The organism is Leisingera methylohalidivorans DSM 14336 (assembly GCF_000511355.1).
Lineage (GTDB): Bacteria > Pseudomonadota > Alphaproteobacteria > Rhodobacterales > Rhodobacteraceae > Leisingera > Leisingera methylohalidivorans.
Genome location: NC_023135.1, coordinates 247,152 through 262,853, shown reverse-complemented (window position 1 = coordinate 262,853; position 15,702 = coordinate 247,152). Strand labels below are relative to the sequence as shown.

Genomic DNA, 15,702 nt, shown 5'->3' with positions numbered 1-15,702 from the left:
TGACCGCCACCCATAGCCAGGCTGGGTTCCCCTGCCGGTTCACCAGGCAGATTACGGATGTTCCGGCGCCTCAGGCAATGTCAGCAATGGAACCAGGTCTTCCTTGTTGCTGATCAGATCGGCGACGGTGCTGCGGTCGAGGACGCAGAGAAACGCATTGACCGCGTCGGCAAAGACCCCTCGGAGCCCGCATTGAGGCTGGATCAGGCATTCTCCGCAATTGGCAACTTCAAAGCTTTCTTCCATAACCCGCACGACCTGCCCCACATTGATTTCGCTGGCCGCCCGTCCAAGTTTGATGCCGCCGTACCGGCCGCGGATGCTCGTGACGTAGCCTTGCCGGACCAGCTCGCTGACGATCTTCATCAGGGAGCTGTGCGGCAGACGGTAGATGCGGCTCAATGTCTCAATCGAGTGCAGCTCTTCGGGTTTGGACGCCAGGAAAATAAGAATTCTCAAGGCGTAATCCGTTGTCAGGTTCAGCTTCATCCGGGGCTCCGATCGCGGCCTTAATATTCATTTGGGTTGCATATTTCAATTCCTCAATCATACATGCAGACAGAATGAATGATTCAGGCGGAAAACCCGCGATGCAGGCCGCGGGTCTGCCAACGGACAAATCAGGAGCGTGCAATGGCACAGCCACTCAGCCAAACCACCATCGACACCGTAAAGGCGACTGTTCCGGCACTGGCGCAGCATGGGCGCGAAATTGTAGCCGAGATGTACGACAGGCTGCTGGCCGATCCGGAAATCCGCACATTGTTCAACCAGTCGCATCAGGGCGGCGACTCCCCGCAGCACGCAGCTTTGACCAACGCCATCCTGGCCTACGCCCAGAACATCGAAAACCTCCCGGTGATGGCCGCAGCGGTGGAACGTATTGCAAACAAGCATGTCGGCCTGCAAATCGAACCCCGTCATTATGGTCATGTCGCCAGCGCCCTGCTGGCCGCAATCAAAGCGGTTCTCAAGGATGCGGCGACCGGGGAGGTGATCCGCGCCTGGGGCGAAGCATATTGGTTCCTGGCGAATATCCTGATCGGCCGCGAAGAGCAGCTGTACCAGGAGACCGCAGCCACCGGAGGCGGCTGGCGCGGCTGGCGGGAATTCCGGATCGGCAAACGGATCCAGGAGAGTGCTGACGTCATGTCATTCATCCTGAAACCCGCCGATGGCCAGCCCGTGCTGAAGCACAAGCCGGGTCAGTATCTTTCCTTCGATCTTGATGTGCCCGGAACCGGCAAGCTGCGCCGCAACTATTCGATTTCCTCCGGTCCATCGAATGACTTCTACCGGATCACGGTAAAGCGCGAGCAAGGCGGTCTGGCAAGCACCTGGCTGCATGAACAGGCGGCCGAAGGCACTGTGCTCAACGCGGCGGCTCCGGCCGGCGAGTTTTTCCTGAAAAGCGGGCAGGAGACCGAGGTTGTGCTGCTGTCGGCCGGCGTCGGCCTGACGCCGATGATTTCCATGCTCGAGGTCATGGCTGCAAACAACCGCGCTGCGACCTACCTCCATGCCACGCACAATGGCAGGCATCACGTCATGCCGGATATCGCCCGGTCCCTGTCCCGCCGGTGCGTCACCTTTTTCGAGGACCCCAGTTCCGAAGACCGGGCAGCAGCGAACTTCGACGTGGAGGGCCGTGTCACGCCGGAGTGGCTTGCCCGCAACACCAACACTGATCAGGCTGACTACTACATATGCGGACCCAAGGGGTTTATGGCGATGGCCGTGAATGGCCTCAGATCAGCAGGTGTTGACGAGGATCGCATCTTTTACGAATTCTTCGGACCGGCACAGGAACTGGACGCTGCGCAGCAGCAACGGAACCGCGCCTGAACGGCGGTCCTCCGGACCGGGCAGCCGTCTAGGGTAAAACACGATTGCCGCAATCCCTGCGAGGGCGGGGCCGGCCGCATCAGCCTTGCGGCCGGCAGCGGCCCAAGCGGCGGGTGGCTGCCAACCGGAAAAATCGCAGCACGCGACACCAGCCCATTGAAAATGGTTGGAAAATCTTAGGCCTGTGCGAAGATTAGTGGCGGACCGAGGAGGATTCGAACCCCCGACCCCTTGATTCGTAGTCAAGTACTCTATCCAGCTGAGCTATCGGTCCACTGCGGCGGGGTTTAATCATAGCACCGCACGGGCGCAACCCCAAAAGCCAAATTTGTTTCACCCGGCCGGAATATTCCCGCCCGCCGGTCTGCAAGTGTCAGATCGTGCCGTCACCCTTGGGCAGGCAGATCTCGAACACCGTGCCTTCGGGGCAGGTTTCCTTCAGCACAACCGATCCGCCATGGCCGCGGGCCAGTTCGCCCGCAATGGCCAGGCCCAGCCCCGTGCCGCCCTTGCGGGCGCCGCCCTGGAACGGGGTGAACAGATTGTCCTGCGCCCTTTTGGGCAATCCCGGTCCGGTGTCGGCAACGGTGATGTACCAGGCGTCCTCTTCCTCGCGCGCATCAACCGTGATCTGCCCCGGCTTGCCAGTGGCGATGATCGCCTGCCGGGCGTTGCGCACCAGGTTCATCACGATCCGGAACAGCTGTTCGGAATCGGCGCGCAGCATCATTGGCTTGGGCACGGCGTTGACGATCCCGACCAGTTCGCTGCCTGCCGCCAGCAGCTCGCTTTCGGCAATATCCGCAGTGATCTCATGCAAGCTGACCACTGCAAAAGTGGGCGACGGCTCCTCGGCGCGCCCGAACGCCAGGGTGCCCTCGCACAGGGACACCGCGCGGGTGATCGAATTCACCAGCTTCGGCGCCAGGCGGCGCACCAGAGGATCCTCGCTCATCTCGATCCGGTCGGTGAACAGCTGCGCCGAGGTCAGGATGTTGCGCAGATCATGGCTCACCTTGGCCACAGCACCGCCCAGCTGCGCCAGCCGTTCGCGCTGTTTCAGCGCGTGAGTCAGCTCGGTTTGCAGCTGCATCAGCGCCTCTTCCGCCTCGCGCAGCTCCACCACGCTGGAACTCGGGTGGATGATGCCGCGCGCATCTTCCGGCGCCGCCGCATAGCGCTGCATATAGCCAACCACCGCCTTGATCGGCTTCACCAGCACAATCCGCACCGCGACAAACAGCAACAGCGCCGTGAAAACCGAAATCACCGCCGACAAAGCCAGGATCCGCACCCCGTAATCGATCATCGCCGCGCGCAGCGGCGCGGTTTCCATGGTGATCTCGATCAGGATCCCCGCATCGCGCACCGGCGCACCGATCACCCGGATGATTTCATTTCCGGGGCGGGCCATGCGCAGCATTGCATCGCGGATCAAGGTCATCGCCCCCGCCTCACGCAAATCATAAGTCCCGGTGATCGGCTGCGGGATCGGCGAGGCCAGCATCAGCTGGCGGATCTCGTCACGGCGCAGCACCACGTTGAAAACGCCCGCGTTCTCCAGCAGCTCCGCTTCCAGTTCCGTCTCCAGCATATCGTCGGCCAGCAGTGCCAGCGATGCGATCTGCGCCCGCTGCAGCCGGTCGGCCAGATAATCCTCGCGGAACCGCGCAATCGACGGCACAAAAATCAGGATCTCGGCCAGCATCACGAAGACCGTGGTCAGGATCAGAAATCTGCCCGAAAGCGTGTTGAGCATTCCGCTGCCTTTGCCTCAAGGAATCCAGCGCTGGACCAATCGCACTGCGCGTTTCACAAAACTACTCTCAAACAGCCGCGGGGTGAAATAGGCCCCTGCCACCCGTTTGTTAACCTCACTGATGGAGGGGTAAGGCGCAACCATGGCTGCAATCTGGCTCATTTTCAGGCGGTTGGCCAGTGCAAGAGACCACAGGCTGATCAGCTCGCCCGCCTGATGGCCTGCGATGGTGGCCCCCACGGGACGGCCCTTGAAAACCATCACCTTGATGAACCCCTCGGCTTTGCGCTCGGCAATGGCGCGGTCGTTGTGGCTGTAGTCAAACCGGGCGACCTCCAGCTTGACGCCATAAATGTCCCGCGCCTGCGTTTCGGTCAGCCCGGCCTGCGCCAGTTCCGGGTCGGTGTAGGTGGCCCAGGGGATGTGGCTGGTCTTGGCCTTCGACGGCAGGCCGAACAGGGCGGAGCGGATGATAATACTTGCGTGATAGCCCGCCACATGGGTGAACTGCAGCCCGCCGGACACGTCGCCGATGGCATAGACCCGCTTGTTGGTGGTCCGCAGGCTGTCGTCCACCTTGATACCGTTGGCCCGGGTCTCGATCCCGGCCGCCTGCAGGTTCAGCCGCTCCGTATTGGCCTTGCGTCCCACCGCCATCAGCAGATGCGTGCCCCTGAACAGGCTGCCGTCCTTGGTCTCCACCTCAATCGCACCGGCCTGGCCGCCGATGCGCGAGACCATGGCGCCCTCCGCGATCCCGACCCCTTCAGCGCGCAAACGATCCAGCACCAGCGCCGCCGCTTCCGGGTCATCCTTGCCCAGCGCCTTCAGCCCTTCGATCACGGTGACCTTGCAGCCAAGGCGGACATGCGCCTGCGCCATTTCCATGCCGATCGGGCCGCCGCCGATGATCAGCAGGTGTTCCGGCGCCTCGCGCAGCCCGAACAGGGTCTCATTTGTTTCATAGGGCACCTTGTCCAGCCCGGGGATCGGCGGCACCAGCGGCGATGATCCGGTGGCAATCACCACCCGCCGCGCCGTAATCCGGTGCGGGCCTGCTTCGACTTCCCCCGGCGAGACGAACCGGCCGAACTCGCGGATCACCCGCACGCCAAGACCCTCGAACCGTTCCTGGCTGTCGACCGGGGCAATGGTGCCGATCACCGCCTGCACATGATCCTTGACCGCGGCGTAATCCGGCTGCGGGCGCTGATCCGCCACCCCGAAGGCTTGGGTATGCGCCTGCCTGTGCGCCGCCTTGCCGCTGGCCAGCAGCGCCTTGGAAGGCACACAGCCGTAATTCAGGCAGTCGCCGCCCATCTTGTGGCCCTCCAGCAGAACAACCGACGCCCCCATCTGGCTGGCACCGGCGGCCACTGACAGCCCGCCCGACCCGGCGCCGATCACCAGAAGATCACATTCAATGCGGCTCATGTTCAGGTATCCTTGCTGTTTTTGCCGCGCAGGGTGCCGCGGACGGATTTGACCAGGATCGGCATTGCCGCCAGCACGCACAGCCCCAGGATCGGCCCGATCACATGCGGCTCCCACAACAGGCTCAGATCCGGCTCGCCGCCGCGGTCGAACACCGCCCCCACGCCGACCCCGATCCAGGTGAAGACGATGGCGCCCGGAATGATCCCCACCGCCGTGGTCCACAGGAAATTGCGGAACTTCACGCCCACCAGCGCAGGCAGCAGGTTGGCCACGAAGAACGGCACTGCCGGCACCAGACGCAGCAGCAGCAGCACCTCCACCTCATTCTCGCGCAGCGCCTGTTTCAGCATCTGCACCCGGCCTTCTGCCGCTTCCATCTTGGCGGTCAGCACCGCCCCCAGCCCCCAGCGCGCCGCCAGAAAGATGCCCGCAGCACCAATGGTGGCCGAGATCACGTTGACCGCGGTGCCCGCCACCAGCCCGAACAGGAACCCGCCGGTGACCGAGGCCACCGCAGCTCCCGGCAGCGAAAACAGCACGATCACAATATAAAGGCCCATGAACAGCGCCACCAGACCCGGGTAGTTCTGATCCCGGAACGCCATCAGCGCCTCGCGGTTCTCGCGCAGCGTGTCAAAGGTCAGGTGGTCTTTCAGCGTCACCGCCCCGATCAGCGCCACCGCCGCCACGGCAATCAGCGGCAGGTGGCGGGCCAGGCCTGGCTTGGCCCCCGTCTGGTCCTTCGGCTGGGATTCGGTTTTGGGTGTCTCGCTCATGTCGCTCATACGTCCGTCTCTGTAACAATGCCTTTTTGCTACGTGTTAATTGCCCCCGGCGCGAGGCCGGGCAGCCCTGTCTCACGGCGGCTTGATCATCTCCCCCCGGATTCGTGAGGTTTGTGGCAGAATCACCGCCCCGATGTTACATCCGCCCTGCCCGGAGACGGTCCTGGCGCGGTTTTCAGCAGAAATGTTGCACGCCCGGGTCCCGCACCGCCATGCGAACCGGCGTTTTCTTACCCCAAAAGGTGTTTTCTCACCTCGCAGGGTTTGACTTACCCGCCGTTCCCTCCTAAAGACCGGGCTTCGAGATAGACCCCCCGGGAGGCGATTCCGCGCCCTGCCCGAAGATACAATGTGGAGACCGGAGCGATGAAACGCACCTATCAGCCTTCGAACCTGGTTCGCAAACGCCGCCACGGCTTCCGTGCGCGCATGGCCACCAAGGCAGGCCGCAAGATCCTGAACGCCCGCCGCGCCCGCGGCCGGAAAGAACTGAGCGCTTAAGCTCAGTTCCCGTTCTGACGGACATGACACCGCCGGAGGCCCCCAAGGACGGCACAGCTGCCCGCGGGGATACGCCTCCGGCGGTGTCCGTTTGCGCATCCCAAGCGCCCAGGATCGAGGTCATGGCCAAGCGCCGTGATTTCCTCGCCTGTGCCCGCCCGCCTGCCCGCAAGCAGGGCACCAAGGGCATGATGGTCCAGGGCCGGAACCGTGCCGATGACGGCGGGATCCGCATGGGCTTCACCTGTTCCAAAAAGGTCGGCAACGCCGTTGCCCGCAACCGTGCCAAGCGCCGTCTGCGCGAGGCCGCGCGGATGATTCTACCCGCGCATGGCCGTCCGGGATGGGATTACGTGCTGATCGGCCGCGCGGCCGAGACCGCCCAGCGCCCGTTCGAGGAGCTGAAGCGCGACCTGATCTACGCGCTCAAGAAAATCCACGGCCAGTAAATTCACGGCCAGTAAAACTGCGCAAGCCGGCCCGGCGCCTGCCCCTCCCCGCGGGAGGCCGCAGCCCTCATTGCCATATTGCACCGCCCGCCCTATCTAACCGCCATGACCCCGCTGGCCCATATCTTTGCCCTGCCCGTGCGCGCCTACCGGCTGCTGTTCAGCCCCTGGGTCGGCTTCAACTGCCGCTACCAGCCCACCTGCTCGGCCTATGCAATGGAAGCGCTGGAAAGACACGGTGCGATCAAGGGCGCCTGGCTCGCCGCCCGCCGGATCGGACGCTGCCATCCCTTCGGCGGCGACGGCTATGACCCGGTCCCCGGCAGCAAGGACTGACGCCGGAACACCTTTTTTCCTTGGCAAAACGCAATTCCTCGGCTAGGGCGCGCCCATGCTTGATGATGACCTGGACGAAATCCATCCGCTGTTTGCCGGCGCCCCCTCGACCACCGAGTTCAAGAAACTCAGGAAGCGCATCGTGCGCTATGCGCGCGAGGCGATCGACCAATACGGCATGGTGGAGCGCCGCACTGACGGCAGCACCCCGAAATGGCTGGTCTGCCTGTCGGGCGGCAAGGACAGCTACACCCTGCTGGCGGTTCTTTATGAGCTGAAATGGCGCGGCCTTTTGCCAGTGGACCTGCTCGCCTGCAATCTGGACCAGGGCCAGCCCGGTTTTCCAGCCACGGTGCTGCCGGAGTTCCTCGAAAAGATGGGCGTGCCGCACCGGATCGAATATCAGGACACCTATTCCATCGTCGTCGACAAGGTGCCGCAGGGGCGCACCTATTGCGCGCTGTGCTCGCGCCTGCGCCGCGGCAACCTCTACCGTATCGCGCGCGAAGAGGGCTGCTCGGCGGTGGTGCTGGGCCACCACCGCGACGACATCCTGGAAACCTTCTTCATGAACCTGTTTCACGGCGGCCGCCTGGCGACCATGCCGCCGAAACTGGTGAACGAGGAGGGCGACCTGTTCCTGTTCCGCCCGCTCGCCCATGTGGCTGAGGCAGATTGCGAAAAATTCGCCCGTGCGATGAATTACCCGATCATCCCCTGCGACCTCTGCGGCAGCCAGGACGGGTTGCAGCGCCAGCAGGTGAAACAGATCCTGGATCAGTGGGAATCAAACAGCCCGGGCCGCCGTCAGGTGATGTTCCGGGCGCTGATGAATGCCCGGCCCTCGCACTTGCTGGACCCGAAACTGTTCGATTTTGCCGGTTTGGAACTGAACAACCCGGATTCCGGGCCGGAAAAAACGGAAATTCCCGCTTTGCGTTAACTCCCGGGTTAGATCAGCGCCTTAGTCTCATGCCGGAATGACTGGCTGCAGACGAAAGGTCTGAGAATGACAAACACGGGATCAGGTCTCCTGGCACGGCTCCGGCGAATCCTTGCCCCGGCACTTTTCGGGCCTCCTGCGCTCGCTTTCCTGCCAGCCCTGACCCTGGCCACCTTTTGGCTCGGCGGCGAAACCGCGCTGCTATCGATGGCGCTTGGCCTGCCGGTGCTGATTGCCGTTGCCGGCGGGTTCAGCAAACTGGGCGACGGCCTGCCGCACGACAGTGTCACCGGCATGCTGCTGCGCGACGGGTTCGAACATGAGACCGCCCGCGTCTACGAGGAATGCGCGGACACGGATCTGCGCTCCGCCGTCTTCGTCCTGGAGCTGGATGATTACAAGGAACTGGCGGACCGCCACGGCCTTGAGGCCGGCGACCGTATCGTCCGGCACTGCGGCACGCAGATTGCCTCCGTCCTGCGGCAGCACGATACCATTGCCCGGATCGGCGACAGCCGGTTTGCCATCTGCCTGGCCCCGACCCTGCAACTGGACCTGGAACTCTGCATTCAGCTGGCCGGCCGGATGCAGACCGCCGCTGAGGAACCTGTGCCGCTGGACGGCACCAGCATCTACGTCAGCTCCTCCATCGGCTTCTGTCAGCGCAACCGGGCCCCGGGAAAGACCGGTTCCGACTGGACCGGCGCCGCCGTGACCGCCCTGGCCGAGGCGCAAAGCAACGGCCCCGGCGGCATCCGCGCCTTTTCGGTGGATATGTCCAAGCGCATCGGGACCCGCTCCAACCTGCGCGAAGAAGCCGCTTCGGCGCTGGAGTCCGGTCAGATCCAGGCCTGGTTCCAACCGCAGATCTGCACCGACACCGGCCGGGTTTCCGGGTTTGAGGCGCTGGCCCGCTGGTCGCACCCGGTGCAGGGGCTGATCCCGCCGTCGGCCTTCCTGCCGGCGCTGGAAGAGGCCGGGCTGATGGACCGGCTGAGCCAGGTGATGCTTTACAATTCCCTGGTCGCCATCAAGGCCTGGGATGCCGCCGGCGTGCAGGTGCCCCGCGTCGGGGTGAATTTTGCCACCCAGGAGCTGCGCAACCCCGGCCTTGCCGGCCGCATCCAATGGGAGCTTGAACGGTTCGAGCTGCCACCGGAGCGCCTTTGCGTCGAGATTCTGGAAACCGTGATGACCGATCAGCCCGACGGTGTGATCACCCGCAACATTCTCACCCTCAGCGAAATGGGCTGCCACATCGACCTTGATGACTTCGGCACCGGCCATGCCTCCATCGCTGCGGTGCGCCGTTTCAATATTTCCCGCATCAAGATCGACCGCTCCTTTGTGATGAAGTCGGACCAGGATCCTGAGCAGCAGAAACTGATCTCCGCGATTCTCACCATGGCCGAACGGCTGGACCTGGAAACCCTCGCAGAAGGGGTCGAAACCGCAGGCGAACACGCGCTGCTGGCGCAGCTTGGCTGCGGCCATGTGCAGGGCTTCGGTATCGGCCGCCCGATGCCCTTCGACCAGACGCTGGACTGGATCACCGCCCATGAAGCGAAACTGCAGGACACGCCTGTGATCGGCCGCCAGACCCCCTGATTGTTCAATTCCTTCGATTTTCTGCAGCAGCAGGACCCTATGCCGCCCCCGCGCGCCGCGATTCTGCTTGACCTTTGCGGCCCACCTCTGTTGAACCCCACGTGTCCTTCCCTACACGAGGTGGCAGTCCCCAATGGACGATCAGAACAAAAATCTAATTCTCGCAACCGTACTCAGCTTTCTGGTGATCCTGGGGTGGTACACCTTTTTCCCGCCGCCAGAGCCGGAACAGGCGCCTGAAACCGCGATCAGCGGCACCGCGCCCGCCGGCAACACCGCCCTGGCTCCCAGTGCCGCGGCAGACGCTGTGGCAGAGACCGCCGCGGAACAGGCCGAAGCCCCCGATGCTCCGCGTGTGGCCATCGACACCGCGCGCCTGGCCGGCAGCATCTCGCTGCAGGGCGGCCGGATCGACGATCTGTCGCTGAAAGACTACCGCGAAACGCTGGACGGGAACTCCCCGATCGTCAAATTGCTGAAACCGGTGGGCGATGCCGGTGCCTATTACGCGCTGTACGGCTGGGCGCCGGGCGCGGGTCTGTCGCTGGACGACGTGCCGGGGGCCAACACCATCTGGTCCGCCCCGGCAGACGCCGCCCTGACCGCGGACAGCCCCGTCACCCTGACCTGGGACAATGGCAAGGGCCTGACCTTCAACCGCACCATCGCGGTGGATCAGGACTACATGTTCTCGGTCACCCAATCCGTCACCAACGCCTCCGGCGGCCCTGTGTCGCTGGCGCCCTATGGCACCCTGGCCCGCCACGGCCAGCCGGCCGACCTGAAGAATTTCTTCATCCTGCACGAAGGCCTGGTCGGCATGTCGGACGGTGAACTGGCCGAGATCGACTATGACGACATGGCTGATTTCGAGCCCGATCCCCGCGACGGTTCCAAGGCCGAGGTCAAGCAGGTCGCCGAAAACGGCTGGATCGGCTTTACCGACCACTACTGGATGTCGACGCTGATCCCCGAACCGGGCCAGGCCTTCCGCTCGATCGCCAAATTCGACGAGCGCCGCGAGATCTACCAGACCGACATCGTGCTGCCGACCGTGACCGTGGCTGACGGCCAGTCTTCGGACGTTACCACCCAGCTGTTTGCCGGCGCCAAGGAATGGGAAGCCATCCGCGGCTACCAGTCCGCAGGCATCGCGGGTTTCCTGGACGTGATCGACTGGGGCTGGTTCTTCTTCCTGACCAAGCCGATGTTCTGGCTGCTGCACAATCTGAACGTGCTGATCGGCAACATGGGCTGGGCGATCATCGGCCTGACCATCTGCATCAAAATCCTGGTCTTCCCGCTGGCCTATAAATCCTATGCCTCGATGGCCAAGATGAAAGAGCTGCAGCCGGAGATGGAGAAGCTCAAGGAGCGCGCCGGCGACGATCGCCAGAAGATGCAAAAGGAGATGATGGAGCTCTACAAGAAGGAGAAGGTGAACCCCGCCGCGGGCTGCCTGCCGATCCTGATCCAGATCCCGATCTTCTTCTCGCTCTACAAGGTGATCTTCGTCACCCTGGAACTGCGCCACGCGCCTTTCTTCGGCCCCTTCCAGGACCTCAGCGCGCCGGATCCGACTTCGATCATGAACCTGTTCGGCCTGCTGCCTTATGCCCCCCCGGCACCGGAAAGCATTATGGCGCTGGTCTTCATCGGCATCCTGCCGATCCTGCTGGGCATCTCCATGTGGCTGCAGCAGAAACTGAACCCGGCCCCCACCGATCCGACTCAGCAGATGATCTTTGCCTGGATGCCTTGGGTGTTCATGTTCATGCTCGGCGGCTTTGCCTCCGGCTTGGTGGTCTACTGGATTGCGAACAACACAATCACCTTCAGCCAGCAGTACCTGATCATGCGCAGCCACGGCTACAAGCCGGACGTGTTCGGCAACATCAAGTCAGGCTTCAAGAAGAAGCCCAAGGCTGACAGCTGATGACGCACAAAGTTACAAATATCTGGCGCCACCCGCTCAAGTCCCACGGGCGTGAGGCGCTGGAAAACGTAACCCTGACCGCCGGGCAAACCATGCCCGGCGATCGCGTTTGGGCGGTGGCGCATGAGGCCTCCAAGGCGGACGGCTCCGAATGGGTCCCCTGCCAGAACTTCACCCGTGGTTCCAAGGCACCCAAACTGATGGCCATCAACGCCACGCTGGACGACGCAAGCGGCCAGCTGACGCTGACCCACCCGGACCAGCCGGACCTGACCTTCGACCCCGGCAACCCGGCCGATCTGCCGCGGTTTCTGGACTGGGAAACGCCGCTGACGCCCGCGGGCCGTGCCGCCTCTGCCCGGATCATCCGGGTACCGGGCCGCGGCATGACCGACACCGGTTTCCCCTCGGTCACCCTGTGCAACTGGGCCTCGCACCGCGCGGTGGAGCAGGCCATCGGCCATGAGCTCTCGCCCAAGCGCTGGCGCGGCAACATCTGGTTCGATCTGGATGAGGCCTGGGCTGAGAACAGCTGGCTGGGCCGCGAGGTGCAGATCGGCGAGGCCGTATTTGCGGTGCGCGAACGGGTGGCGCGCTGCCTGGCGACCACTGCCAATCCCGAAACCGGCGAACGCGACGCCGATACGCTGAAAACCCTCAAGGAAAACTGGGGCCACCAGGATTTCTCGATTTACGCCGAAGTGGTGCGCAGCGGCGGCATCCGCCTCGGCGACGCGGTAAAGGTGCTGTGATGCAGATGCAATTTTCCCTGGCCGAAGCGCCGGACGATATCTCCGCCGAAAAGGGCCGCAAGCTGTTTGCCGGCGAGACCGAATTCCTGAAAGGCGTGGTCGCGATGAACGGCCTGCCCGACGCCGACCGGCTGGAGGTCTGCTTTGCCGGCCGCTCCAACGTCGGCAAGTCGAGCCTGATCAACGCGCTGACCGGCACCAAGGGCATCGCGCGCGCGTCGAACACGCCGGGCCGCACCCAGGAAATCAACTTCTTCACCCAAGGCCCCGAGCTGTATCTCGTCGACCTGCCCGGCTATGGCTATGCCAATGCGCCGCTGAAGGTGGTGGAGCAATGGCAGAAACTGCTGAAGCGCTACCTCAGCGGCCGCCAGAACCTGCGCCGCGCCTTTGTGCTGATCGACAGCCGCCACGGGGTGAAGGCGGTGGATGCAGAGATCATGAAGCTGCTGGACAGCTCTGCCGTCACCTTCCAATGCGTCATGACCAAGGCCGACAAGGTCAAGGAAAAGGACCGCGCCAAGGTGCTGGAGCAGGTGAAAGACGCACTGTCCAAACACCCGGCCGCCTATCCGGAAATCGTGCTGACGTCCTCGGAAAAGGGCGACGGCATCGCCACCCTGCGCTCGATCATCGCCAATCTCTGACCCGTGTCCGGCCGCCTGCCCTCCTTCCTGATTGTGGTCGCCCTGGCCGTGGCCGGGCTGATTCCATCCGGCTGGATGCCGGGCTCCGGGCAGGACGGCAAGGTGCTGCTGGTGATCTGCACCGGCACCGGCCCGGTGGAAACCTGGGTCGATCTGGACGGCGGGGTCGACCACGCCCCCACCGAGCAGATGGAGGACCGCAGCTGCCCCTTTGCCGCGCTTGGCGCAGTGGCGTTGCTGCCGGACCATCTGATCGATCTGGACTTGAACGCCCCGCTGGAAGACCGCTGGTCGCGCGAGTCTTTCACTCATCACAGCGCCGGCTTCCACTGGCGCTATGACGCCCGCGGCCCGCCCGCGCTCTCCTGATTTTTCTGAACATTTCCTGATTTTCCAGCCGGCGCCCCGCGCGCCCGGCCCTGTTCCGATATGGAGAGACAACAATGGCAACAAGCCAACCGAACCCCGCGCCCTCCGCGCACCCGCTGTCCGAGAAATTCTACTTCGCCGCCTGGCGCTGGCACTTCTATGCCGGCCTGTTTGTGGTGCCGTTCCTGATCATGCTGGCGGTGACCGGACTGATGATGATGTTCATCACCCAGTTCGATGGCCGCGACGGCGAGACAATCACCGTTACCCAAGGCACTGCCGAGCTGAGCATCGCAGACCAATCCGCCGCCGTTCTGGCCGCCCAGCCCGGCACCATCGCCGAATGGATCGGCCCCAAGGCGCCGGATCTGGCCGCGGTGTTCCGGGTGAAAACCGAGGACGGCCAGCGTCTGGTGGCACTGGACCAATACACCGGCGAGGTGATCGAGGTCTGGGACCGCCGCGCAGGCTGGTATGATCTGGCCGACAACATTCATTCGTCCCTCCTGATCGGCGACACCGGCGACCGGCTGATCGAGATTGCCGCAGGCCTTGGCATCGTGCTGGTGCTGACCGGCCTCTACCTGTGGTGGCCGCGCGGCAATGCCGCCAGCGCCCTTATCCCGAACTTCCGCGCCAGGGGCCGTGCCCTGTGGAAGAACCTGCACGCGGTGACCGGCTTCTGGATGTCGGCGCTGCTGGTTGTCTTCCTGATCTCCGGCCTGTCGTGGACCGGCATCTGGGGCGGCCGGATGATGCAGGCCTGGAGCACTTTCCCGGCAGCAAAATGGGACAACGTTCCGCTGTCGGACGACATTCACGCCAGCATGAACCACGGGTCCGCCAATGATGTGCCCTGGGCGCTGGAGCAGACCCCGATGCCTGCCTCCGGCTCCGGGGCCGGGATCACCGGCATTCCCGAAGGCCAGGCAGTGGACGCAGGCAGCGTTATCGCCCTGGGCCGCACGCTGGGGATGGAGGGCCGCTTCCGCCTTGCCTATCCCGGCGGCGGAAATGGCGTCTGGACCATCAACCGCGACAGCATGAGCGGCGACGGAGATGACCCGTTCATCGACCGCACCATCCATGTGGACCAGTACAGCGGCAAGATCCTCGCCGATGTGAAATACGAGGACTACTCCCTGGCCGGCAAGGCGATGGCTGTCGGCATTCCCTTCCACATGGGTCTGATGGGCACCTGGAGCTTTGTGCTGAACGCGGTGTTCTGCCTGGCGGTGATCTTTGTCTGCGTCTCCGGACTGGTGATGTGGATGAAGCGCCGCCCGGCCGGGGCCACACGCCTCGCCGCACCGCCGGAACCGGCCGGGATGCCGTTCTGGAAGGGGGCCGCGCTGATCGCCGTTCTGGTCTCGCTGGCCTTTCCGCTGACCGGTCTGGTGCTGCTGGCGGTGCTGACGGTCGACGTGCTGCTGCTGGGCAACCTGCCGGTCCTGAAACGCGCCGTGAGCTGACGAAGACCTAAGGGCAGCGCCCGCCCCGTGGGGGGCGGGCGCTGCCCGGCCTAGCGGCCGGGCGAAAGGTCAGCATCAGACATGCTGTGCGCCGTTCACCTCGATCTCGGTGCCGGAAATGTATGAGCTTTCCTGCGAGCACAGGAAATAGATTGCCGCCGCCACCTCCTCGGGCTGGCCCAGCCGCTGCATTGGCAGCTTCTCAACGATCTTGTCGGTGCCGGGCGACAGAATCGCGGTTTCCACCTCGCCCGGTGCAATCGCATTGACCCGCACCCCCATCGGCCCGAAATCATGCGCCATCTCCCGCGTCAGCGCCGCCAGTGCCGCTTTCGATGTCGCATAGGCCGCCCCTGCAAAAGGATGCACCCGGCTGCCCGCAATCGACGTCACGTTGACGACGGACCCTTTGGCCGCCGCCAGCTCATCCTTCAGCCCGCGCGCCAGCACCACCGAGGCAAAGAAGTTCACATGGAACACCTTGCCCCAGTCCATCAGATCGGTGTTAAGCGTATTGAGCCGCTCCCCCTCCGGCCCTTTCGGCGAAATTCCGGCATTGTTGACCAAAGCGTCCAGGCGGCCCTCCAGCAGGTCCTGGATCTGGCCCACCGCGTTGATCGTGTCCGACGGGTCCGACAGGTCCAGCTGCACATGGTTTTCCTGGCCGCCGCCCCAGGGGCATTCTGCAGGGAACGGATGCCGCGAGCAGGTGATCACCCGCCAGCCTTCGCGGTTGAAACGGCGCACCGTGGCATGGCCGATCCCGCGGCTGGCGCCGGTCAATAGCAGGGTCTTCTGACGCATCTGATGATCCTCACAGGAGATTTTCCGGCTGACCCTACCACCGGCACAGGCAACCGCAA

At 63.9% G+C, this 15,702-nt stretch carries 16 protein-coding genes and 1 tRNA gene; 11 read left to right on the top strand and 6 right to left on the bottom strand.

The genetic code is table 11. The features are described from left to right. Positions 1-51: 51 nt before the first annotated feature. Positions 52-489, bottom strand: a complete 438-nt coding sequence (locus METH_RS01400; protein ID WP_024088608.1) for an RrF2 family transcriptional regulator — start codon at positions 487-489, stop codon at positions 52-54. Between the two features lie 144 nt (positions 490-633). Here METH_RS01400 and hmpA point away from each other — a divergent pair, with 144 nt between their 5' ends. Beyond that, entirely contained in the window at positions 634-1,845 is a 1,212-nt protein-coding gene (gene hmpA, locus METH_RS01395) for an NO-inducible flavohemoprotein (protein WP_024088607.1), read from the top strand. Positions 1,846-2,042: 197 nt separating this feature from the next. Here the strand turns inward: hmpA and METH_RS01390 are convergent. From METH_RS01390 to METH_RS01375, 4 genes are all read right to left on the bottom strand, one after another. Next, positions 2,043-2,119: transfer RNA gene (locus METH_RS01390), tRNA-Arg, on the bottom strand. Positions 2,120-2,218: 99 nt separating this feature from the next. Continuing rightward, positions 2,219-3,604, bottom strand: a complete 1,386-nt coding sequence (locus tag METH_RS01385; protein WP_024088606.1) for a sensor histidine kinase — start codon at positions 3,602-3,604, stop codon at positions 2,219-2,221. 15 nt (positions 3,605-3,619) lie between these two features. Continuing rightward, a complete protein-coding gene (locus METH_RS01380) occupies positions 3,620-5,038 on the bottom strand; it encodes a dihydrolipoyl dehydrogenase family protein (protein WP_024088605.1) in 1,419 nt (472 codons plus the stop codon). Positions 5,039-5,040: 2 nt separating this feature from the next. After that, on the bottom strand, positions 5,041-5,826 hold the full coding sequence (locus METH_RS01375; protein ID WP_024088604.1) for a TVP38/TMEM64 family protein: 786 nt from the start codon (positions 5,824-5,826) through the stop codon (positions 5,041-5,043). Positions 5,827-6,192: 366 nt separating this feature from the next. On the opposite strand from METH_RS01375, the gene rpmH reads away from it, so the two are divergent. From rpmH to METH_RS01325, 10 genes are all read left to right on the top strand, one after another. Beyond that, entirely contained in the window at positions 6,193-6,327 is a 135-nt protein-coding gene (rpmH, locus tag METH_RS01370) for a 50S ribosomal protein L34 (protein ID WP_008554144.1), read from the top strand. Positions 6,328-6,350: 23 nt separating this feature from the next. Beyond that, positions 6,351-6,776 (top strand): ribonuclease P protein component, encoded by a 426-nt coding sequence (rnpA, locus tag METH_RS01365; RefSeq protein WP_024088603.1) that lies wholly within the window; start codon positions 6,351-6,353, stop codon positions 6,774-6,776. A 105-nt stretch (positions 6,777-6,881) separates the two neighbouring features. Then, positions 6,882-7,112 carry a membrane protein insertion efficiency factor YidD gene (gene yidD / locus METH_RS01360; protein WP_024088602.1) on the top strand — a complete coding sequence of 77 codons (231 nt, stop codon included), beginning with the start codon at positions 6,882-6,884 and terminating at the stop codon, positions 7,110-7,112. A gap of 55 nt (positions 7,113-7,167) precedes the next feature. Then, positions 7,168-8,055: a tRNA 2-thiocytidine(32) synthetase TtcA gene (gene ttcA / locus METH_RS01355; protein ID WP_024088601.1), complete on the top strand. Its 888-nt coding sequence runs from the start codon at positions 7,168-7,170 to the stop codon at positions 8,053-8,055. A 66-nt stretch (positions 8,056-8,121) separates the two neighbouring features. Beyond that, positions 8,122-9,663 (top strand): putative bifunctional diguanylate cyclase/phosphodiesterase, encoded by a 1,542-nt coding sequence (locus METH_RS01350; protein WP_024088600.1) that lies wholly within the window; start codon positions 8,122-8,124, stop codon positions 9,661-9,663. Between the two features lie 133 nt (positions 9,664-9,796). Continuing rightward, entirely contained in the window at positions 9,797-11,599 is a 1,803-nt protein-coding gene (gene yidC, locus METH_RS01345) for a membrane protein insertase YidC (RefSeq protein WP_024088599.1), read from the top strand. Next, positions 11,599-12,351 carry an MOSC domain-containing protein gene (locus METH_RS01340; protein WP_024088598.1) on the top strand — a complete coding sequence of 251 codons (753 nt, stop codon included), beginning with the start codon at positions 11,599-11,601 and terminating at the stop codon, positions 12,349-12,351. The genes yidC and METH_RS01340 overlap by 1 nt, the downstream gene beginning before the upstream one ends. Next, the gene (gene yihA / locus METH_RS01335; RefSeq protein WP_024088597.1) at positions 12,351-12,998 is read left to right on the top strand and encodes a ribosome biogenesis GTP-binding protein YihA/YsxC; all 648 of its coding nucleotides are present in this window, start codon (positions 12,351-12,353) and stop codon (positions 12,996-12,998) included. The genes METH_RS01340 and yihA overlap by 1 nt, the downstream gene beginning before the upstream one ends. A 3-nt stretch (positions 12,999-13,001) precedes the next feature. Next, on the top strand, positions 13,002-13,367 hold the full coding sequence (locus METH_RS01330; RefSeq protein WP_024088596.1) for a DUF2946 family protein: 366 nt from the start codon (positions 13,002-13,004) through the stop codon (positions 13,365-13,367). Between the two features lie 74 nt (positions 13,368-13,441). Continuing rightward, the gene (locus METH_RS01325; protein WP_024088595.1) at positions 13,442-14,839 is read left to right on the top strand and encodes a PepSY-associated TM helix domain-containing protein; all 1,398 of its coding nucleotides are present in this window, start codon (positions 13,442-13,444) and stop codon (positions 14,837-14,839) included. A gap of 75 nt (positions 14,840-14,914) precedes the next feature. Here METH_RS01325 and METH_RS01320 read toward each other — a convergent pair whose 3' ends face one another. Beyond that, the gene (locus tag METH_RS01320) at positions 14,915-15,643 is read right to left on the bottom strand and encodes an SDR family NAD(P)-dependent oxidoreductase (RefSeq protein ID WP_024088594.1); all 729 of its coding nucleotides are present in this window, start codon (positions 15,641-15,643) and stop codon (positions 14,915-14,917) included. Between the last annotated feature and the right edge of the window lie 59 nt (positions 15,644-15,702).